This window comes from Streptomyces sp. HUAS 31, assembly GCF_028198125.1.
Lineage (GTDB): Bacteria > Actinomycetota > Actinomycetes > Streptomycetales > Streptomycetaceae > Streptomyces > Streptomyces chartreusis.
The window spans coordinates 3157291-3176145 of sequence record NZ_CP116353.1 but is presented as its reverse complement, the minus strand read 5'-3'; the positions used below and the strand labels follow the sequence as shown (position 1 = coordinate 3176145).

Annotated in this window: 21 protein-coding genes; 11 read left to right on the top strand and 10 right to left on the bottom strand. The window is 68.7% G+C overall.

Annotated elements, in window-relative coordinates; all coding sequences use genetic code 11:
• Positions 1 to 36: 36 nt before the first annotated feature.
• Entirely contained in the window at positions 37 to 903 is an 867-nt protein-coding gene (gene bla / locus PGH47_RS14010) for a class A beta-lactamase (RefSeq protein ID WP_271668050.1), read from the bottom strand.
• A gap of 161 nt (positions 904 to 1064) precedes the next feature.
• Between bla and PGH47_RS14005 the strand changes: the two genes are divergently transcribed.
• Positions 1065 to 2195 carry an abortive phage infection protein gene (locus PGH47_RS14005; RefSeq protein ID WP_271663711.1) on the top strand — a complete coding sequence of 377 codons (1131 nt, stop codon included), beginning with the start codon at positions 1065 to 1067 and terminating at the stop codon, positions 2193 to 2195.
• A gap of 98 nt (positions 2196 to 2293) precedes the next feature.
• On the opposite strand, the gene PGH47_RS14000 is transcribed toward PGH47_RS14005, so the two are convergent.
• Both PGH47_RS14000 and PGH47_RS13995 read right to left on the bottom strand, forming a co-directional pair.
• Entirely contained in the window at positions 2294 to 3775 is a 1482-nt protein-coding gene (locus tag PGH47_RS14000; RefSeq protein WP_271663710.1) for an alpha/beta hydrolase, read from the bottom strand.
• Between the two features lie 82 nt (positions 3776 to 3857).
• Positions 3858 to 4304 carry a GNAT family N-acetyltransferase gene (locus tag PGH47_RS13995; protein ID WP_260608997.1) on the bottom strand — a complete coding sequence of 149 codons (447 nt, stop codon included), beginning with the start codon at positions 4302 to 4304 and terminating at the stop codon, positions 3858 to 3860.
• A 279-nt stretch (positions 4305 to 4583) separates the two neighbouring features.
• On the opposite strand from PGH47_RS13995, the gene PGH47_RS13990 reads away from it, so the two are divergent.
• From PGH47_RS13990 to PGH47_RS13965, 6 genes are all read left to right on the top strand, one after another.
• Complete coding sequence (locus tag PGH47_RS13990; protein ID WP_271663709.1) at positions 4584 to 5378, top strand: SCO2525 family SAM-dependent methyltransferase; 795 nt, start codon at positions 4584 to 4586, stop codon at positions 5376 to 5378.
• Positions 5379 to 5463: 85 nt separating this feature from the next.
• Positions 5464 to 7314, top strand: coding sequence for an SCO2524 family protein (locus PGH47_RS13985; protein ID WP_271663708.1), 1851 nt, complete (start codon positions 5464 to 5466; stop codon positions 7312 to 7314).
• 3 nt (positions 7315 to 7317) lie between these two features.
• A complete protein-coding gene (locus PGH47_RS13980; protein ID WP_030947850.1) occupies positions 7318 to 8235 on the top strand; it encodes an SCO2523 family variant P-loop protein in 918 nt (305 codons plus the stop codon).
• The gene (locus PGH47_RS13975) at positions 8232 to 9212 is read left to right on the top strand and encodes an SCO2522 family protein (RefSeq protein ID WP_271663707.1); all 981 of its coding nucleotides are present in this window, start codon (positions 8232 to 8234) and stop codon (positions 9210 to 9212) included. The genes PGH47_RS13980 and PGH47_RS13975 overlap by 4 nt, the downstream gene beginning before the upstream one ends.
• Position 9213: 1 nt before the next feature.
• Positions 9214 to 10185: an SCO2521 family protein gene (locus PGH47_RS13970; RefSeq protein ID WP_271663706.1), complete on the top strand. Its 972-nt coding sequence runs from the start codon at positions 9214 to 9216 to the stop codon at positions 10183 to 10185.
• 105 nt (positions 10186 to 10290) lie between these two features.
• A complete protein-coding gene (locus PGH47_RS13965; protein WP_271663705.1) occupies positions 10291 to 11163 on the top strand; it encodes a DUF6879 family protein in 873 nt (290 codons plus the stop codon).
• On the opposite strand, the gene PGH47_RS13960 is transcribed toward PGH47_RS13965, so the two are convergent.
• Both PGH47_RS13960 and PGH47_RS13955 read right to left on the bottom strand, forming a co-directional pair.
• Positions 11147 to 11344 (bottom strand): DUF397 domain-containing protein, encoded by a 198-nt coding sequence (locus PGH47_RS13960; protein ID WP_271663704.1) that lies wholly within the window; start codon positions 11342 to 11344, stop codon positions 11147 to 11149. The two genes, PGH47_RS13965 and PGH47_RS13960, sit on opposite strands and share 17 nt — an antisense overlap.
• Positions 11326 to 12159 carry a helix-turn-helix domain-containing protein gene (locus PGH47_RS13955; RefSeq protein ID WP_271663703.1) on the bottom strand — a complete coding sequence of 278 codons (834 nt, stop codon included), beginning with the start codon at positions 12157 to 12159 and terminating at the stop codon, positions 11326 to 11328. The genes PGH47_RS13960 and PGH47_RS13955 overlap by 19 nt, the downstream gene beginning before the upstream one ends.
• A gap of 317 nt (positions 12160 to 12476) precedes the next feature.
• Between PGH47_RS13955 and PGH47_RS13945 the strand changes: the two genes are divergently transcribed.
• Genes PGH47_RS13945 through PGH47_RS13930 form a run of 4 tightly spaced genes read left to right on the top strand, consistent with a single transcriptional unit; the run spans position 12477 to position 14973 of the window.
• Positions 12477 to 12692, top strand: coding sequence for a hypothetical protein (locus PGH47_RS13945; RefSeq protein ID WP_269642983.1), 216 nt, complete (start codon positions 12477 to 12479; stop codon positions 12690 to 12692).
• Between the two features lie 30 nt (positions 12693 to 12722).
• Entirely contained in the window at positions 12723 to 13343 is a 621-nt protein-coding gene (locus PGH47_RS13940) for a DUF1266 domain-containing protein (RefSeq protein WP_271663702.1), read from the top strand.
• Between the two features lie 26 nt (positions 13344 to 13369).
• Positions 13370 to 14116 (top strand): DNA repair protein RecO, encoded by a 747-nt coding sequence (recO, locus tag PGH47_RS13935; RefSeq protein WP_107906651.1) that lies wholly within the window; start codon positions 13370 to 13372, stop codon positions 14114 to 14116.
• A 17-nt stretch (positions 14117 to 14133) separates the two neighbouring features.
• Positions 14134 to 14973 carry an isoprenyl transferase gene (locus PGH47_RS13930; RefSeq protein ID WP_271663701.1) on the top strand — a complete coding sequence of 280 codons (840 nt, stop codon included), beginning with the start codon at positions 14134 to 14136 and terminating at the stop codon, positions 14971 to 14973.
• Between the two features lie 75 nt (positions 14974 to 15048).
• Here PGH47_RS13930 and PGH47_RS13925 read toward each other — a convergent pair whose 3' ends face one another.
• From PGH47_RS13925 to PGH47_RS13905, 5 genes are all read right to left on the bottom strand, one after another.
• Entirely contained in the window at positions 15049 to 15441 is a 393-nt protein-coding gene (locus PGH47_RS13925) for a hypothetical protein (protein WP_107906653.1), read from the bottom strand.
• Positions 15442 to 15577: 136 nt separating this feature from the next.
• Positions 15578 to 15994: a Fur family transcriptional regulator gene (locus PGH47_RS13920; protein WP_214331822.1), complete on the bottom strand. Its 417-nt coding sequence runs from the start codon at positions 15992 to 15994 to the stop codon at positions 15578 to 15580.
• 61 nt (positions 15995 to 16055) lie between these two features.
• Positions 16056 to 16958 carry a metal ABC transporter permease gene (locus PGH47_RS13915; RefSeq protein WP_093745953.1) on the bottom strand — a complete coding sequence of 301 codons (903 nt, stop codon included), beginning with the start codon at positions 16956 to 16958 and terminating at the stop codon, positions 16056 to 16058.
• The gene (locus PGH47_RS13910) at positions 16958 to 17749 is read right to left on the bottom strand and encodes a metal ABC transporter ATP-binding protein (protein ID WP_271663700.1); all 792 of its coding nucleotides are present in this window, start codon (positions 17747 to 17749) and stop codon (positions 16958 to 16960) included. Before PGH47_RS13910 ends, PGH47_RS13915 begins: the two co-directional genes overlap by 1 nt.
• Complete coding sequence (locus tag PGH47_RS13905) at positions 17746 to 18717, bottom strand: metal ABC transporter solute-binding protein, Zn/Mn family (RefSeq protein ID WP_271663699.1); 972 nt, start codon at positions 18715 to 18717, stop codon at positions 17746 to 17748. The genes PGH47_RS13910 and PGH47_RS13905 overlap by 4 nt, the downstream gene beginning before the upstream one ends.
• Positions 18718 to 18855 lie beyond the last annotated feature (138 nt).

Below are 18855 nucleotides of genomic sequence, written 5' to 3'. Positions count from 1 at the left end.
CAGACCACCGGAGACGAAGAATCGGTTGCCCGTGTGTCAGACGAGGAGTTCGGAGAGCTGTGCGGCGGTCTCCGCCACCAGGGCGTCGTCCCATGCCGCGTCCTGCGCGGGCTTGGTGGACAGCACGGAGAGGACGACCGGGGTGCCGTCGGGGGTCCAGGCGACGCCGACGTTGTTGGTGGTGCCGTAGGAGCCCGAACCCGTCTTGTCGGCGACGGTCCAGGTCTTGGGCAGCCCGGCGCGGAACCGTTTGCCGCTGGTGGTGTTGCTCAGCAGCCAGTGGGTGAGCAGGCGCCGGTCCGGGCGGTTCAGAGCGTCGTCGTCGAGGACGAGCCGGCCGTAGGTGCGGCCGATCGCACGGGGGCTCGTGGTGTCGGTGACCCGCCACGGCTCCGCCGAGTTGAGCTCCGTCTCCCAGCGGTCGAGGCGGGTCACCGGGTCGCCCAGGGAGCGGGCGAAGCGGGTGATGGCGGTGGGGCCGCCGAGTTCGCGCAGCAGGAGGTTGCCGGCGCCGTTGTCGCTGTAGGTGATGGCGACCTCGCACAGCTCGGCGACGGTCATCCCCTCGGCCAGGTGCTCCCTGGTCTTGTCGGAGCCGGACTCCGGCAGATCCGCCTCCGTGTAGTGGATCCGGCGGTCGAGGAACTCGCCGTCGCGGTCGAGGTCCCGCAGGACGGCCGCGGAGGCGAGCGTCTTGAAGACCGAGCACATCGGGAAGAGCTCGTCGGCGCGGTGGGTGACGGTCCTCCTGGTACGGACGTTGTACGCGAACACGCCCAGCCGGGCGCCGTGCTGCCGCTCCAGCTCGCGCAGGCGGTCGGTGGTGGCGTGGGCGGGTGCGCCGGTGAGGAGCGCTGCGGCGGTGGCGGTGCCTGCGGTGAGCAGGGTGCGTCGGCCTAGGATCTCGGTCTCCTTCGCTCGATTTCGTCAGACGGATGGTGACGATCTCGTCCGACGGTGGTGACGATCTCTTCAGTGATCGACGCCGTACGTCATTCCTTGGTTGCCGTGTCGTAGACCATCGGCCGACAGTCGACGGCGCCCGCGCTCGCCACAGTGGGCGTATGGAGAACACCAAGGGCATCAGCAGGGCACGGTTTCTCGCGGGGGCGGCGGCTGCGGGACTGGCGGGAGCGGCGGCGCTGCCCGCGGGGCAGGCCGTCGCGGCCCCTCGGAAGCGGCGGGGCCTGAAGCACCGGGGGGTCGTCTACACCGTCGGCGCGGGGGAGACGCCCGGCACGGCCTGGAGCGCCGCGCGGATGCGCCGGGACGTCCGCCTCATCCGCGACGACCTGCACGCCGACACCCTCGACGTCACCGGCGACGGCGTCGACCGCCTCACCGCCACGGCCGCCGAGGCCGCCGAACGCGGGCTGCACGTCTGGCTCCAGCCGACCCTCGGGGACGTCCCGGAGCGGGAGATCCTGGACTCGATCGCCGAGTGCGGCCGGTTCGCGGAGCGGCTGCGCCGGCAGGGCGCGAGCGTCGACTTCAGCGTGGGCTGCGAGTTCTGGCTGTTCGTGCCGGGGATCATCCCGGGCGAGACGGTCCTGGACCGCGTGGAGAACCTCCAGAACGGCACCGTGGACATGGCGGCGATGCAGCGCCGCCTGGCCCGTTTCACAGCGAAGGCGGCGGCGGTGGGCCGCTCCGTCTTCCACGGCCGCCTCAGCTACGCCGCCGCCCAGGACGAGGAGTTCGAGCCGGTCGACTGGCGCCTCTTCGACATCATCGGCATCGACTACTACTCCTACTTCCGCGACCCCTCCGACTACGTCCGCGAACTGCGCCGATACCTGCGCTGGGGCAAGCCCCTGGCCATCACCGAGTTCGGCACGTGCGCCTACGTCGGCGCCCCCGAGACAGCCGGCATGGGCTGGAACATCGTCGACTACACGAAGGAGCCGAACGAGATCAAAGGCGACCCGGTGCGCAGTGAGCGCACACAGGCCGCCTACCTCGTCGATCTGCTGGACGTCTTCGAGTCGATGGACCTCTACGCGGCGATGGCCTTCGAGTTCGTCACCCCCGACGCCCCCCACCGCCCCGACAACCCCCGCTACGACCTGGACCTGGCGAGCTACGCCATCACCAAGCCGATCAGAAACCACCCGAACGACCCGAACTCGAAGTGGCACTGGGAACCGAAGGCGGCCTACCGGGCCTTGTCACACCGATACGCGAGCTGCCGCTGAGCGTGCGGGGCTCAAGGCACTGGCGGTCCAGCAACCCCCTCAGGGGCGCGGGGAACTGCGCGACCAGCCACAACGGCGCCGCACCCGAACGACGACCCTCACTCGCAGTACAGGTCCTGCCCCGGCCGCTTCCCCGTCACCAGGTACCGAGACACGGCAGCATCCCCACACGCATTGCCGTTCTCCAAATAGGCGTCATGCCCCGTGGAGTTCACGGTGACCATGACGGCCCTCCTGCCCAACGCCTCGCGCAAGCGAATCGCCCCGCTGAGCGGCGTGGCCACATCCCGCTCGTTCTGGATCATCAGCACATTCGACGGCCCCCGGTCGGTCACCCGTACCGGCTCCTCCCGCGGCTCCCACGGCCACGCGGTGCACGGCAGGGCGTTGCGCGGCATACCCGCGGTGAGCGGGTACTTCGCCCGGCTCTCGGTGACCCCCTTCTCGTACACGGCCGCCGACTCGGGCCACGCCACGTCGTTGCAGATCGTCCCGGCGCCCACCGCCAGGTAGTTCTGGAGCGCGGACTCCGGCGGACGCGGCGGAGCGGCCGGCAGCGTCCCGCTCTCGGCGGCCAGCATCAGCTTCGCCAGCACCGGATAGTCGTCGGGGTCGTACATGCTGGACAGCATGGTCTGCCGCAGCACGTTGCCGTTCAGCTCCGCCGGGTTCGCACCGGGCCAGGGGATCGGCTCGCGGTCCAGCCGGGCGGCGAGGGCGAGGAAGCGGGAGCGCACCTGGGCCGGGGTGTCCGCGACCCGGTCCGGATTGCCGGGCCGGGAGGCCCACTTGGCGAACTCGGGGAAGTTGTCCTCGACACCCACCTCGAACGCCCGCAGCCAGGCACGCTCCGCCTGCACGGGGTCGGGGTTGTCGCTGCTGTCCAGCACGATCCGGTCGGTGCGCCGCGGGAACAGCTCGGCGTAGGCGGCGCCGACGTAGGTGCCGTAGGAGACGCCCCAGGCGGACAGCTTGCGCTCGCCGAGGGCGGCCCGGATGCTGTCGATGTCCCGGGCGTTGTTGAGCGTGCTGATGTGCTTCATCAGCTCGCCGCCGTTGCGGGCGCAGGCGTCTCCCAGGCGCCGGCCCATCGCCATGTTCTCGGTGACGGAGCCGTCGGGCGCGGGCCAGGGCAGCAGGCTGGTCGCGGACAGGTCGCCGGAGCCGACGTCACAACTGACCGGTGTGGAAGGCGCGTTGCCGCGCGGCGCGAACCCGATCAGGTCGTAGGCGTCCCGCACCTGGCGCGGCATCAGCTTCCCCTTGTCGGACGGATGGGCGAGGCTGTCGCCGCCCGGCCCGCCGGGGATCATCAGCAGCGCGCCCCGGCGGGCGGACGGGTTCTCGCTCCGGATCCGGGAGACGGCGATGTCTATCCTCGGGCCGCCGGGGTCGGCGTAGTCCATCGGCACGGACACGGTCGTGCACTGCTGGCGCGGGTCGAGCCCGTCACCCTCGCACTTGGTCCACTTCAGCGGCGCGGGCGCGCCGGTGGCGGACGCGGTGAGCGGGGTGACGAGTCCGAAGACGACTCCGGAGGCGGCGGCGATCAGGGCGGCACTCTTCGTGATCTGCTTCATGCGCAGCAGCCTGACGGATCGTGACGGAGCGTCACATCCGGCCAACTCCCGGATCTTCCCTGGGGATTACCCCCGGCCCGTCCTACGCGGAACCCAACCCCAGCACCATGATGATCCGGTCCTCCCCGGGGCCCAGATAATCCCGGTGCACGCCGCCGTCGGTGCTGAACCCCAGGGTGCGGTACAGCGTGATCGCCGCCGCGTTGGTCGGCTCGACGGTCAACCGCACCTCGTGCACCCGCTCCCTGCGCAGTTGCCGCAGCACCTCCAGCATCAGCCGTTTGCCCAGCCCGCGCCCGCGCTGGTCGGCGCTGACCGCCAGGCTCAGCACCCAGCACACATAGCCGTCCGACGTGGTCACGAAGAGGACATAGCCGTGCAGGTACTCCCCGTCGTCGAGGACCAGGATCCGGTCGCCGTGCACGTCGATGTGCTGGCGCAGCACGAAGTACGGGTACGGGTCCTCGGGGAAGACCTCCCGGTCGACACGGAGGAGTTCGGGCAGGTCCGTATCGGTGACGCCCCTCATGGTCAGCGGCCGATCGCTGCTGTCGGCGAGAAATGCCTGATCAGCGCGGCGACCCAGAAGAGGGAAACGTTCCTCCGGTACAGCCATCAACTGCCCCCTATGTGATGGAATGGTGTCACTCGTGCGGGTGAGCACCCGTTGCCCGCCGTTTCAGGCGCTCAGTTGGAGATCAGCCCATCTTGAGCAGGGGCAATCCGGCGGTTCAAGAGTGCGACAAGAGTGAGAGAGTGCTTTGCCTCGACGCGCTCCCAGTGCGCCTTCCTTTGGTACCGTGAGAGAATGACCCAGAGATCGTCGGGGGGCGTCCAGTTGAAGAACGCTGAGGTGCGCTGGGCGGCATTCGACCCGATCGCCTACGTTGATCACAACTACCGCGACTTACAGGCAGAGGACGCGGAGATCCTGCATATGCTGCGGGATCATTTCGGCGATCATTTCCGGAAGCAGGGCAGCGGCCCCGTCTCCGGTATCGATGTGGGTGCCGGCGCCAATCTCTATCCCGCCCTGTCCATGATGCCGTGGTGCGACGAGATCACGCTCTTCGAGCGCTCGCCCGCCAACGTCGGCTACCTCAGAAGCCAGATTCACTCCTACGGCCCCAACTGGGACCAGTTCTGGAGCGCCCTGTGCAAGCACGAGGCGTACAACTCCCTTGGTGCGGACCCGCGTGAGCGCTTCAGCAAGATCGTCTCGGTCGAGCAGGGCGACCTCTTCGACCTCGCGCGGTACGAGCGGCAGTGGTCCATGGGGACCATGTTCTTCGTCGCCGAGTCCATGACCACACTCCACCAGGAGTTCCGCCTCGGCGTCGAGCGTTTCATGCGCGCCCTGGCCCCCGGCGCGCCCTTCGCGGCGGCCTTCATGGAACATTCCAAGGGCTATCACGCGGGTGAGCATTTCTTCCCGGCCTGTGACGTGGGAGAATCCGAGGTGCGCGCGAGCCTTGAGACATTCGCGGGCGACTTCAAGGTCCAACGGCTCGAATCCGCGGCCGAAGTGCGGGACGGGTATTCCGGAATGATCGTCGCCTACGGGTGGCGCAGCAATTCGGACTCGATCATTCCGATCGACTGATCGGTGAATTTTCACAGTGAATCTTCACAACAGAAGAGGGATATTCCTCAACTGATGGCAGGGCGGCCTGTGTGAGGGGCATGGGATGCAGATCAAGCCACGCCAGCATCTGCTGGACATCTGGCAGGGAATCGCTCGCCACTCTTTCGACGGGGGAGAGTGGCAATGGGGCGAATGGGGCGGAGAGAGCAGTGTGGCCGACGCAGAGCGGCTGCTCTGCCTGCTGTACCCGGCAACCGAGATCCCCGCGTTCCGGCTGGACGACCCCGACACCACACAGGAGGACGTGCAGCAGGTCCTGAAGAAGGCCGGCGGACGGCTGGACATCCCGGCCAACCTCGTGAGCGCCGCCGCCGATTTCATGCGCACCCACACCGGTGACGACAAGCGGCCCACCTTCGCCGGCGGCTACTACTTCGGCTCGACGGACAAGAAGAAGGAAGTCACCGAGGAACAACGCCAGTTGGGCGTGGTCGACTCCTTCTCCATGTCGATCACCCTGTGCCTGGCGACCCTCGGCTTCCTCAAGATCTACGAGACCAGAACCCGGCGCAGCGACGTCCGGGACACCATCGCCGAGCTGCGCCAGGCCACCAGCAACCGGCTGACCGCAGCCATGGTGAGCCTGCTGCGCTCCTTCGTCGTCAACGTCTTCGACACCGACTCCTCGCAGGGCCGTACGCTCACCGAACTCCTCGGCCAGGGGCGGCTGTCGCAGCGCCAGGTGCTGAACATGTTCCAGAGCCGGTTCCGCGCGCTGCGCGCGGCGATCGTCGAGAGCGTGTACCTCGGCATCGACGTCCAGGAGGGACTCAAGGACGAGAACCAGCTGTTCGAGTGCGGCTGGGCCTGGACCATGGTCAAGGACTCGCCCGAGGTCGAGACGACGGAACCGGTCGGACCGCAGCCCGAGGGCGTCGCCAACGCGGTGCCGTACCTGTACTTCACCGTGGTCGCCCTCGACGGTATCCAGGACCTCTTCTCCGACCGCACTCTGACCCTCGGCCTGCTCAACAACGAACAGCAGCGACTCGCCGAGGCGCTCCGGCTGCGGTGGGAACTGACCCAGCAGTACTGGTCCCGCATCGCCCGCTTCGACGACGACCGCTGGCCCCTGGAGGACATCCCCTGGCGTACGACGGGACAGAAGCTGGAGTCCGAGTACTTCTCCCTCTCCGTCGCCGCCATCCTGGTGCACGACCTGATGCGCCGCCGGGCCACCGACGACGACCTCACCCGCACCGTCGGCATCATGGAGCGCCTCGCCGAGCGCGGCCGCATCACCAGCCGTATGACCCGCGACGACCCGATGGTGCACGAGCTGCACAACGTCGGCGTCGCCCTGCCGTTGCAGGGCAGCGAGCGGCTGGGGCCGCCCATGACCTGGGCCATGACCGACTTCTCCGCCCAGCTGCTGAAGCGGACCGTCCAGCTGTGCACCCTGTCCCGCAACCTCGGCTCGCACGACCGGCTGCTGCGGCTCTCCGAGGACATCTTCGACCACATGTGGCGCCGCCGTATCCGCGACGGCGAGGGCGTCGGCCTGTGGGACAACGTCCACGCCGCGTATCCCGAGGCGGAGATCCACAAACGGCGCGTACCGGTGTCCTGGAGCATCACCGAGCGTGTCACCGAGGTCATGGTGCAGGCCCACGCCATGTACCGGCAGCCCCCGATCCGCAGCCTCGAACTGACCGACCTCGCAAGGGCGTTGCTCAGTGAGTCCGCGCACCTGCTGGGCAACGAACAGATGGAACCCGCGCCCTCGGACGCCGGCCGGCACGGCATGCAGCTCAGGAACATCGAGGTCAAGCTGCGCCGGGCCCGCAGCCTCGTGGACGAACAGCCGGGTACCGCCTACGCGTTGACGCTCGACGTGCTGGGACAGCTCGACTCGCTCGCCCGCGCCCGCGAAGCCGCGGACCGGGGAGTGTGAACCGTGCTGATCTTCGCCGCCTCCGACAAAGGAGGCACGGGCCGCTCCGTCACGAGCGCCAACCTCGCCTACCACCGCGCGATGGCCGGGGACGACGTCTGCTACCTGGACTTCGACTTCGGCTCACCCACCGCCGCGGCCGTCTTCGACGTGGGTGACGCCCGTCAGGCCACCGAGGACCGCGGACTGCACGCCTACCTCATAGGAGAGGTCAGCGAACCGGCCCGGATCGACGTGTGGGCCGAGACGGAGCACCAGGTGCTGCGGTTCCCGCCGCCGGGCAGCGGACGCCTTGTGCTGATGCCGGGTGACGTCAGCGGCGGCGAGTTCGCCACCAGCGACGACAACCTCCGCCGCTGCGTCGACCTGCTGATGACGCTGTACTACGAGTTCGACCTGGTGATCGTCGACCTCAGCGCCGGCCGCTCCTACGCCGTCGACATGGTCCTGGAGGCCACCGCACAGACCGAGATGAGCGAGGTCACCGCCCGCTGGCTGGTCTTCCACCGCTGGACCCGCCAGCATGTCGGAGCCGCCGCCAGCCTGGTGTTCGGCAAGCGCGGCATCGTCGCGGGCGGGGTCGAGCGCGGCCACGGCGAGGACGCGCTGCGCAACTCGATCCGCTTCGTGCGGGCCGCCGTACCCGACCCCGAGTCACCGCTGTGGTCGCAGGTCTCGCCCACCCAGTCCGCGTGGATGCGCAAGACCGACGGCGACCTCAAGCAGCTCGCCTCCACGCACGGCATCGGCTACAGCCAGGTCCTCGGCTCGGTACCGCTCGAACCGGTCCTCCAGTGGCGTGAGCAGCTCATCACCGACGAGGACGTGCTCGACAGCCAGATCGCCAACCAGGAGACCTGGCAGGCGCTCAGCCAGCTCGCCGGCCGCCTGACCGACGACAAGTACTGGGAGCAGGCGTGAGTGAGGCCGTGTTCCAGGAGACCACCGCGGAGCGGCGCACCCAGTCCGTTCCGCTGGCCCACCTGTCGCTGGAGCTGGGCCACCTGTACATGGAGGACTTCGAGGCGGGCCCCAAGCGGCTGGCCGAGCACTTCGCCGAGGTGCGGATCTGGGTGGACGCCGTGCGCGCCTCCGCGGCCCGCCGCAGCAAGCGGCCCCGGATCAGCACCTGCTTCCTGATCGACGACTACTTCACGCGCTTCTCCACTCCGGCCGAGCTGATCCCGATGGTGCTCAAGGAGGCCGAGAAGGCGGGCCTTGTCATCGACTACCTCGCCCGCGAGTCGGCGTGCGCGGTCGCCGAGCGCATCGAGCTCGCGGAATCGGTCATGCACCGCCTCGTCGAGTCGCCGCCGCCCGGCAGCTACGGCTCCCGCCCCTCCGTGAGCCACAGCGGCTGGCTCGCCAACGGCCAGCGCACACCGTCGACTTCACGCAGCGCCCTGGGCGCCGTCAAGGGCTGGGCGGCACCCCAGGAGACCGCGGCCCGCAACCACTCCATCTTCATGGACGTGGAGCTCTGGTCCGAGAAGGACGGCAAGAGGCTGTGGTCCTGCCCGTTCCTGGCCGCCGTCTGGCAGCTCGCCCGGCTCGGCCTGTTACGGCACCTCGGCGAGCCCGTGCTGCTGCCGACCCAGTGGGAGAGCGCGGAGTTTCCCCAGGACTGGGACCGGCTCCCGCCGCTGATCAGACTCACCGACACCAAGGCGGCCTTCAGCGCCTACCGCACCTGCACCCTGATGCCGAACCGCTTCCTCGCCGTCGAGGACGCCGTACGGCTCATCCTGGACCAGATAGACGTCGACGCCGGTGCGCTCCAGCAGGTCGCCGAGCGGTCCGCCGGCGAGGGGATGCCGGTTCCCGCGGCGGTCGCGCAGCGCGCCACCTACGTCTTCTACGAGGAGCCCGGCGACTCCTCCGAGGCTGAGGGGACCTGAGATGACGGCGGCCTTCGGACAACCCGCGCGCTCGGTCCTCGCCTGCGGCGAGGTGCGCACCTGTCTGCTGCCGTCCCATCAGGCCATGGACGGCCGGGCCGCCGCCCAGTTGCTCAGGCTGCGGGCCGACGAACACGTCCGGGTCTCCGAGCGGCCGTCCATGTACGCCCTGTCGCCCGAGGTCCTGACGGGTGTGGACTGCCGGCTGCCCGCCTCCAACGGCTCCAAGGTCCGGGCCGTCGGTACGGTCGCCGCCCGCGCGTCGCTGACGGAGGGCCGGCTCCTGCAGTCGACGGCGTACTTCAGCCTCCCGGCGTCCGGCCCCGACATGCGCCGCCCCTGGGGGCAGTATCTGGTCCGCCCCGGTCTGGTCGAGCCCTTCGGCAAGCTGCCCCAACAGGCCACCGCCGAGGGCGTGTTGCAGGGCGCGCGGCGCGGTGAGCTCGACCTCGGGATGATCGCCGAGGGCCTGCTGGCCGAGCTGCGCCGGCATCCGCTCCTCGATCGCCGGGTGCCGTTCAAGTCCAGCCCCACGAGGCTGCGTTGGATCGCCCGGCGCACCTCTGACGGGGAGCGGGCGTCCCTGGTGAACTTCACCCTCGCCGAGGGCGGGCTGCGGACCATGGAGCTACGGCTGCCGGAGCACATTCCGGCGGCATCGGCGGCGGGCATTTGCGAAGATCTCGCCCTGCACGACTGGCTTTTGACGACTGTTCAGCACATGCTTGACAACAGCCGGCTCGGTACGGCGGACGGGCCCTCCGTGGTCGAGACGCTGCAACCGGTCGTCGTACATCTGCTGCATCTGTGGATGCCGCGCGCGCACGTGGACCCGGCGCTGGGTCATTTGTGGGACGTGCTGGAAGAGAAGCCGGGCTTCTCCCGCCAGTGGGAGAACCTGAGCCGGCGCATCCGAGATCGACTGGCCCTCCAGGCCGTGGCCACGCCCCACCAGGCGCTGAGCACACCGTGAGGGGCAGTACCGGAAGAAACACCCGACGGGGGATGAGAGATGAGTGGAGCGTCATCGTTAGGGGCAGGAAATAACGGACATGCGGCACCGCGCCAGGAACAGCGGATGCCGAAGATGTTCTGGCGGATCCTGATCACGGCCGGAGCGGCGGGCGGGGCCTTCCTGCTCACCAGCATTCTCAGCGAGGACGACGGCAACATCTGGCAGTGGGTGGCGTCCATCGTCATCGGCAGCGCGGCGCTGATAGTGCAGTACCTCATCGACTTCGGCGAGCGGTTCGAGAAGGTTGACACCCGCTTCAACGAGATCCTCGCCGCGACGACGCTGTTCAGTCAGGTCGACGGTTCGGTGCTGCGGTCCGACGAGGTGACCCGGCTGGTCCTCGGCTACACCAAGGTCCGTGAACAGGGCGGCGACATCGTGCAGTCCTTCGCCGAGAAGGAACTGGGCAGGCTCGCCAAGATGATGGAGGGGCTCGGCAGCGGCAGCGCGGACTGCCCCGGCGAGAACCACGAGTGGCTGATCGACATCACCGACTGCGTGAAGATGACCCTCGACGCCACCAGCACCTCGGTGGACCGGGAGTTCTGGAACAGCGGGCCGGCCGAGCGGTACCTCGCCGCGCAGGAGAAGGCGATCAAGCGGCGCGGCGTGGAGATCCGGCGGCTGTTCATCGTGCGGGACCCCGACGAGGTCACGTCGGAACTCAGAGCGCTGTGCGAGAGCCATCGCCGACGGGGTATCGACGCGCGTATCGCGGTGCGGTCGCTGATGCAGTCCAACCCGAGGGTGAGCGACTTCATCGTCTTCGACGGAGAGCTCTGCCACGAGACCAAGCCCGACCAGGAGAACAACCCGGACAGCACGCTGCTGAGCACCGAGCCGGACCACATCGAGGACCACATCACCCAGTTCACCGAGCTGTGGGCAGAGGCGGAACGTCAGCAGACGGCTCCGCGGGTCACCTCAGACACGTGAGGAACCTGTCCCAGGCGTGAGCCGGAACGAGGAGTACGGGACTGTCCGAGGCCAGTTTGGAGTCTCGGACAGGGATGACGCCGGGGACTCCGTCGGCTATCTCGACGCAGTCCTCGCCGCCGCTGCCGCCGCTGTAGCTGCTCTTGCGCCAGCGAGCCTTGCTCAGGTCGTACTCGCGCATCGTCTGTAGTCCTCCGCTGCCGACTCGATCAGGGCCAGGGATGCCTCCCCCGACAACGCGGTGGCCCTGAGCAGATCGTAAGACGACCGGACTCGCTTCACCACAGCTGGGTCGTCCAGCAGATTCCCCGAAAGAACGCCCTCTGTATAGACAGTTGGTGGGGCGTCCTCGAACTCCATCAGCTTGATCATCTTGCCCATCTCCGGGTGGGCCCCTGCCGCGGATGGCAGGACCTGCGCCAGCACCTTGCGCTCTCGCATCAGCGCCGTGATGTGGTCCAGCTGGCCCGCCATGACCTCAGAGGAGCCGACCGGGATGCGCAGGGCCGCCTCGTGCAGGACCGCCCAGTACACGGGCCGTGTGGCGTCCTTGAGGAGTCGTGTTCGCTCCATGCGGCCCATGAGCAGTTCCTCGATGTACTCGTCGGCCGCCAGCGGATTGCTCGCCAGGAAGACCGCCCGCGCGTAGCCCGGCGTCTGGAGAAGCCCCGGGATCACCATCGGCGCGTACTCGCAGATCTCCGTCGCCAGGCGCTCCAGTTCCGCCACATGCGCGAAGTACTCGGTGTAGGGCTGTTCCTTGATGAGCTTTCGCCAAAGTCGCTCGAAAATACCGTCGGTTTGCAGGGCCTCATCAATCCGCTCGGCGACATCCCGTTGCGGCTTTCGAATTGCCTGTTCGAACTGGCCGATGTATCCACCGGAGACAAATACCCGGGAACCCAGTTCCACCTGAGTGATACCCGCGTTCTCCCGGCGCCGTTTCAGCTCCGCCCCGAAGAACTCCCAGGCCGCCTGACGTGAACCGTTGGCCATGGCCAACCCCCTTGCACTGCCCTGCACTTGTAGGGCACAGACTCCTGCCGAGTGTAGGCGTCGCAGGTCACCATGGAGATGGAAAGGGTGAAACCCGAATTCGAGGGGAGTCAGGTGACGGCACGACACTCGGCGCGTTGCGTCGAAGAAGCGGAGGAAACGGTGAAGGAATTGCGGGCGGTGCTGGAGAAGGCAGGAATTACGCTCCCGACACTCCGGATCGATCCGGCGAGTCTTGCGCGTGAAGCTCCGTGCCCGCTCGTCGAATTGGGCCGTTGTTCCGTGGAGACCGCGAGGCGCCTCGCCGCGGTGCTGCGATGAAGCCACCCGTCGGGTCGTACGTGATCGACACTCGTTCGGGTCGGATCGGGATCGTGATGGGACACGAGGGACCGTATGTGCAGCTGAGGCCGTACGGCGGCGGCAAGGAATGGGACGCGGAGCCGGCGGCCGTACGCAACGCGACGCCCGCCGAGCGGCTGCGCGCCGCGACGGCGTACGCGAACGCTCGCAGCAGGGGTGAGGTTCCTTGACGTAGGCGGGTGCGCATAGGGTGCGGCGGCATGGCCTTGTGGAGATGGAGAAGGCGTGGTGTGAAGGCGGCCCGCCGCTACCCCGTGCCGCTCACCACGCACCAGCTGTGGATGGTGTCGCTGAGCGCGCCGGTGAGCAGGGGCAAGAGCGCCTCGCGCACGACGCTGTACCCGTATGTGCGGATCGACGACGACAGCGCCCGGCGCTGGCTGGCCGACCAGTGGGAGATCACCTCGCGTGAGGCCCTGGTCGGCCGGCTCGACGACCTGTCCCGCAGCGGCTACCGGGCGCGGGCGTACCGGCAGACCGGCGTCTCCCCGCTGGCCTGGGACGCGGCGCTGTACGTCGACATCACCCGCCGGGGCTTCGCCTGCGGGATGATCGGCGAGGCCGACGCCTGGACCGCGCTGAAGAACATCGTGCCGACGGTGGTGAGGCAGTACGCCTCCTGGCAGGAGTACGCCGATCACTATCTGCTCGGCCGGCGGGTGTGGCGGGCGGGACTGCGGGACGCGGGGGAGTCCGACCTGCCGGCGTCGCAGGCGATCGCCGACGAGCATCTGAAGGCCCTCCTGGACCCGGAGAACCGCGCCAGCCCGTGGAATCAGGCCCCCTGGGAGGCCATAAGCCACCCCGACCGCACCCCCTGACCCCCGCCGTACGCGAGAATGAACCCATGAGTCTGTTCCGCGACGACGGCATCGTGCTGCGCACCCAGAAGCTAGGGGAAGCGGACCGGATCATCACGCTGCTCACCCGTGGGCACGGACGGGTGCGGGCCGTGGCGCGGGGTGTGCGGCGCACGAAGTCCAAGTTCGGTGCCCGGCTCGAACCCTTCTCCCACGTCGACGTGCAGTTCTTCGCGCGGGGGAGCGAGCTGATCGGGCGCGGTCTGCCGCTGTGCACCCAGAGCGAGACCATCGCTCCGTACGGCAGCGGGATCGTCAGCGACTACGCCCGCTACACCGCCGGGACGGCCATGCTGGAGACCGCCGAGCGGTTCACCGACCACGAGGGCGAGCCGGCGGTGCAGCAGTATCTGCTGCTGGTCGGGGCCCTGCGCACGCTGTCCCGCGGCGAGCACGCCCCGCACCTCGTTCTCGACGCCTTCCTGCTGCGGTCCCTCGCCGTGAACGGCTACGCCCCGACCTTCAGCGACTGTGCGAAGTGCGGCATGCCCGGACCGAACCGCTTCTTCTCGGTCTCCTCCGGGGGCTCGGTCTGTGTCGACTGCCGGGTGCCCGGTAGCGTCGTACCGTCGCCGCAGACCCTGGAACTGCTCGGGGCGCTGCTTACGGGAGACTGGGGGACCGCGGACGCCTGCGAGCCGCGGTACGTCCGGGAGGGCAGTGGGCTGGTGTCGGCCTATCTGCACTGGCACATGGAGCGCGGGCTGCGTTCGCTTCGGTACGTGGAAAAGTAGAGGGAGACGACAAGCACATGGCGGTAAGTGGGTTCCTCGGGCGCCGGCGACGCGAGTACAGCACGCCGGAGCCGCACCCGTCCGGCGCCCGGGCGCCGAAGCTCCCGGGCGAGCTGATCCCGAAGCATGTGGCGATCGTCATGGACGGGAACGGCCGCTGGGCCAAGGAGCGCGGGCTGCCGCGCACCGAGGGCCACAAGGTCGGTGCCGAGCGGGTGCTGGACGTCCTCCAGGGCGCCGTCGAGATGGGCGTGGGCGCGATCTCGCTGTACGCCTTCTCCACCGAGAACTGGAAGCGCTCGCCCGACGAGGTGCGCTTCCTGATGAACTTCAACCGGGACTTCATCCGCAAGACCCGGGACCAGCTCGACGAGCTGGGGATCCGGGTGCGGTGGGTCGGCCGGATGCCCAAGCTGTGGAAGTCGGTCGCCAAGGAGCTGGAGATCTCCCAGGAGCAGACCAAGGACAACGACCGGCTGACCCTGTACTTCTGCATGAACTACGGCGGCCGGGCCGAGATCGCGGACGCCGCGCAGGCCCTCGCCGAGGACGTACGGGCCGGGCGGCTGGACCCGTCCAAGGTCAACGAGAAGACCTTCGCGAAGTACCTCTACTACCCGGACATGCCGGACGTGGACCTGTTCCTGCGCCCCAGCGGTGAGCAGCGCACCTCCAACTACCTTCTCTGGCAGAGCGCTTACGCCGAGATGGTCTTCCAGGACGTGCTGTGGCCGGACTTCGACCGCCGCGACCTGTGGCGCGCCTGCGTGGAGTTCGCCTCGCGCGACCGGCGGTTCGGGGGCGCGATCCCGAACGAGGAGCTGCTCGCCATGGAAGGCCGCCCCGAGGAGAGCTGACCTCCGGGACATACGGGAACGGCCCCGCTCCACCGAAGTGGAGCGGGGCCGTTCGTGGTTCCGCTCAGAGCAACATCAGTTGTCGTTGAGGAACTTGTAGTCCTTGCACTCGCCGTCAGGCGCCCGGCAGAACTTGAAGCCGATGTACGTGTTCTCCGGCAGGTCGTACTTGCCGCCCATGCTGGCCTTCTTGGTGGCGGTGTTGCCCTCGCCACCGACGGTGAAGGAGTAGCGCGGGTTGCCGTCCGGGCTGCCGATGTACACGTTCATCGTGACACCACGGCCGTCGGCGTCGTTGTCCTTGATCGTGACAACGTCACCGTACTCGTTGAAGAAGCCGGTGCCGCTCCAGTCGACGCCAGGCACGTTGCCCCAGGCGTCCCCCGTGTGCATGGTGTGGTCGGCGGCCACCGCGGAGTTCGCGACACCCATCACGAGCGCGGCGCTCGCGGCGGCCACACCTGCCATACGTCCCAGTCTCAAGTTGTTCTCCCCTGTGTTCTCTGTGGCTCCTGTGGTCGCAGAAGCCGTAATGATCATATGAACACAAGATCACGAAGAGATTACAAGGGGTCTATCTTTTGGCCAACTGGCCTGATTCGCCTCAGTCGTTGGCGGCCGCGCACTCCGCACATGTGCCGAAGATCTCAACCGTGTGCGCCACGTTCACATAGCCGTGCTCGGCCGCGATCGCGTCGGCCCACTTCTCCACGGCCGGGCCCTCCACCTCGACCGCCTTGCCGCAGACACGGCAGACGAGATGGTGGTGGTGCTCGCCGGACGAGCAGCGGCGGTAGACCGACTCGCCGTCGGAGGTGCGCAGGACGTCGACCTCGCCGGCGTCGGCGAGGGACTGGAGGGTGCGGTAGACCGTGGTGAGGCCGACCGAGTCGCCCTTGTGCTTGAGCATGTCGTGGAGTTCCTGCGCGCTGCGGAACTCGTCGACCTCGTCCAGGGCCGCCGCCACAGCGGCCCGCTGCCGAGTCGCGCGGCCCTTCACGGGCGGTCCAGCGGTCGTCACCGGTTTGCCTCCTTACGTCTGCGCCTTGCCGGGCCATTGTGCCAGCCCGGGCTGAGCGCGGTCAGACGCTCACCTTCCCGTCGCTCTCCCTGCTGGCCGGAATCGCGCACTCCGCCGGGTCGCCGGAGGGTTGCGCCGCCGCCAGGGCGCGGGCCCTGCGCCGGGCCAGCGGGGTCGCCAGCGCGGTCAGCGCGATGAACGCGCCGATGGTCAGCAGCACGATCGTCGCGCCGGGCGGCACGTCCTGGTAGTACGAGGTCACGGTGCCGCCGATGGTCACCGTGATGCCGATCGCCACGGCGATGGCGAACGTCGCCGCGAAGCTGCGCGTCAGCTGCTGCGCCGCCGCCACCGGCACCACCATCAGCGCGCTCACCAGCAGCAGCCCGACCACCCTCATGGCGACCGTCACGGTCACCGCCGCGGTGATCGCCGTCAGCAGGTTCAGGGCGCGCACCGGAAGCCCGGTGACCCTCGCGAACTCCTCGTCCTGGCTCACCGCGAACAGCTGACGGCGCAGCCCGAGGGTGACGAGGACCACGAAGGCGGCGAGCAGGATGATCGCCGTCACGTCCGACTCGCTCACCGTGGACAGGGAGCCGAACAGGTACGAGGTCAGGTTCGCGTTCGAGCCGTTCGGCGCGAGGTTGATCAGCATCACGCCGCCGGCCATGCCGCCGTAGAAGAGCATCGCGAGGGCGATGTCGCCGCGGGTGCGGCCGTACCAGCGGATCAGTTCCATCAGTACCGCGCCGAGCACCGACACCAGCGTGGCCATCCACACCGGCGACCAGGACAGCAGGAAGCCGAGGCCGACGCCGGTCATCGCGACATGGCCGATGCCGTCGCCCATCAGGGCCTGGCGGCGCTGGACGAGGTAGATGCCGACGGCGGGGGCGGTGATGCCGACCAGGACGGCGGCGAGCAGCGCCCGCTGCATGAATTCGTAGTTCAGGAAGTCCATCAGCTCAGCAGTCCCGTCCGGATCGGTTCGGCGTCGTGAGCCGCGTGCGGGTGTACGTGGTCGTGGCCGGGCAGCGCGTGCTGGCCGAGCGCCTTCGGGGGCGGACCGTCGTGCATGACGCAGCCGTCGCGCAGGACGACCGCCCGGTCGATCAAGGGCTCCAGAGGCCCCAGCTCGTGCAGCACGAGCAGGACCGTCGCACCGCCCGCGACCTGCTCGGTGAGCGTGCGCGCGAGCACTTCCTGGCTGGCCAGGTCCACGCCCGCCATCGGCTCGTCCATGATCAGCAGCTCGGGCTCGGAGGCCAGCGCGCGGGCGATGAGCACCCGCTGGTGCTGGCCGCCGGACAGGGCGTTCACGGAGTCCTTCACCCGGTCCGCCATGCCGACCAGCTCCAGGGCGTGCCGCACGGCCACGTGGTCGGCCTTGCGGAAGATCCCGAAACGGGTGCGGGACAGGCGGCCCGAGGAGACGACCTCGCCGACCGTGGCGGGCACCCCGCCGGCGGCCGTCGTGCGCTGCGGGACGTAGCCCACCCGCGCCCAGTCGCGGAACCGGGCCCGCGCGGTGCCGAACAGCTCGATCTCGCCGGCGCTGACCGGCACCTGGCCGATGACGCTGCGCACGGCCGTCGACTTGCCGGAGCCGTTGGCGCCGAGCAGGGCGACGACCTCACCGCGGTGCACGGTGAGGTCGATGCCGCGCAGGACGGGGCGCGAGCCCAGCTCGGCGCGGACGCCGCGCAGCGAAATGACGGGCTCGGTCATGCCGTCCTCCGTAGGGTCGATCATTTGGCTCCCAGGGCGGTCTTCAGGGCCGCGAGGTTGGCCTCCATGACCCCGAAGTAGTCGTCGCCCTTGGACTTGTCGGTGATGCCCTCCAGCGGATCGAGCACGTCCGTCTTCAGGCCGGCGTCGTCGGCGAGGGTCTTGGCGGTCTTGTCGGATACGAGTGTCTCGTAGAACACGGTGGTCACACCGTCCGCCTTGGCCTCCTGCTGGAGCTCCTTCATCCGGGCCGGACTCGGCTCGCTGTCCGGGTCGACGCCGGTGATGGCCTCCTGGGTCAGGCCGTAGCGCTCGGCGAGGTAGCCGAAGGCGGAGTGGTTCGTGAAGAAGACCTTGGAGCGGGTGTCCTTCAGGCCGTCCGTGAACTCGGTGTTCAGCGTGCCGAGCCTCTTGACCAGGGCCTCGGTGCGCTTCTTGTAGTCGGCGGCGTGGTCGGGGTCCGCCTTCTCGAAGGCCGCGCCGACGCCCTTGGCGATCTCGGCGTACTTCACCGGGTCGAGCCAGACGTGCGGATCGAGGGCGTGCCCCTCCTCCTCCGAGTGCGATTCCTCGGAGTGGGCCTCCTCGCCCTCGTGGTCGTGCTCGACGTCGCCGTGGTCCTCCAGCTTCGTGAGGGTGGCGGCGTCGATCTTCGTGTCGAGCCCGGACTGGCCGATGGCCTCGTCCACCGAGGGCTGCAGACCCTTGAGGTAGAGGGCCGCGTCGGAGTCCTCCAGCTGGGCCCGCTGCCGGGCGCTGATCTCCAGGTCGTGCGGCTCCTGGCCGGGCTCGGTGAGGCTGGTGACCTTCACATGGTCCCCGCCGATCTGCTCGGCGAGGAAGGCCATGGGGTAGAACGACGCGACGACGTCGAACTTGTCCGTGTTGCCCGCGGCGGCGCTGTCGGAGGAGCAGGCCGAGAGGGTGCCGATACCGACTGCGGTGACGGCCGCGAGGGCGATCCCGGATATGTGAGGTCGTCGTACGTTCATGACAGTCATTTTCAGCGAAGTTGGAAACGGTTGTCAACAAGCGTGAGCGGCCGTCCACAGAGGGCTACCGATTTGATTGAGGGGGAGTGCCCGCCGGTACCCTGAAGCATTCGCTGTGAAGCGCCTCGCTTCGTCGCC

Coding starts and splice junctions, on each gene's coding strand:
- PGH47_RS13930 (WP_271663701.1), top strand. CDS start 14,134: ATGGCGGTAAGTGGGTTCCTCGGGCGCCGGCGACGCGAGTACAGCACG.
- PGH47_RS13965 (WP_271663705.1), top strand. CDS start 10,291: ATGCCGAAGATGTTCTGGCGGATCCTGATCACGGCCGGAGCGGCGGGC.
- PGH47_RS13955 (WP_271663703.1), bottom strand. CDS start 12,159: ATGGCCAACGGTTCACGTCAGGCGGCCTGGGAGTTCTTCGGGGCGGAG.
- PGH47_RS14005 (WP_271663711.1), top strand. CDS start 1,065: ATGGAGAACACCAAGGGCATCAGCAGGGCACGGTTTCTCGCGGGGGCG.
- PGH47_RS13905 (WP_271663699.1), bottom strand. CDS start 18,717: ATGAACGTACGACGACCTCACATATCCGGGATCGCCCTCGCGGCCGTC.
- PGH47_RS13990 (WP_271663709.1), top strand. CDS start 4,584: ATGACCCAGAGATCGTCGGGGGGCGTCCAGTTGAAGAACGCTGAGGTG.
- PGH47_RS13915 (WP_093745953.1), bottom strand. CDS start 16,958: ATGGACTTCCTGAACTACGAATTCATGCAGCGGGCGCTGCTCGCCGCC.
- PGH47_RS13960 (WP_271663704.1), bottom strand. CDS start 11,344: ATGCGCGAGTACGACCTGAGCAAGGCTCGCTGGCGCAAGAGCAGCTAC.
- PGH47_RS13910 (WP_271663700.1), bottom strand. CDS start 17,749: ATGATCGACCCTACGGAGGACGGCATGACCGAGCCCGTCATTTCGCTG.
- PGH47_RS13925 (WP_107906653.1), bottom strand. CDS start 15,441: ATGGCAGGTGTGGCCGCCGCGAGCGCCGCGCTCGTGATGGGTGTCGCG.
- PGH47_RS13940 (WP_271663702.1), top strand. CDS start 12,723: ATGGCCTTGTGGAGATGGAGAAGGCGTGGTGTGAAGGCGGCCCGCCGC.
- PGH47_RS13945 (WP_269642983.1), top strand. CDS start 12,477: ATGAAGCCACCCGTCGGGTCGTACGTGATCGACACTCGTTCGGGTCGG.
- recO (WP_107906651.1), top strand. CDS start 13,370: ATGAGTCTGTTCCGCGACGACGGCATCGTGCTGCGCACCCAGAAGCTA.
- PGH47_RS13970 (WP_271663706.1), top strand. CDS start 9,214: ATGACGGCGGCCTTCGGACAACCCGCGCGCTCGGTCCTCGCCTGCGGC.
- PGH47_RS13985 (WP_271663708.1), top strand. CDS start 5,464: ATGCAGATCAAGCCACGCCAGCATCTGCTGGACATCTGGCAGGGAATC.
- PGH47_RS13995 (WP_260608997.1), bottom strand. CDS start 4,304: ATGAGGGGCGTCACCGATACGGACCTGCCCGAACTCCTCCGTGTCGAC.
- PGH47_RS14000 (WP_271663710.1), bottom strand. CDS start 3,775: ATGAAGCAGATCACGAAGAGTGCCGCCCTGATCGCCGCCGCCTCCGGA.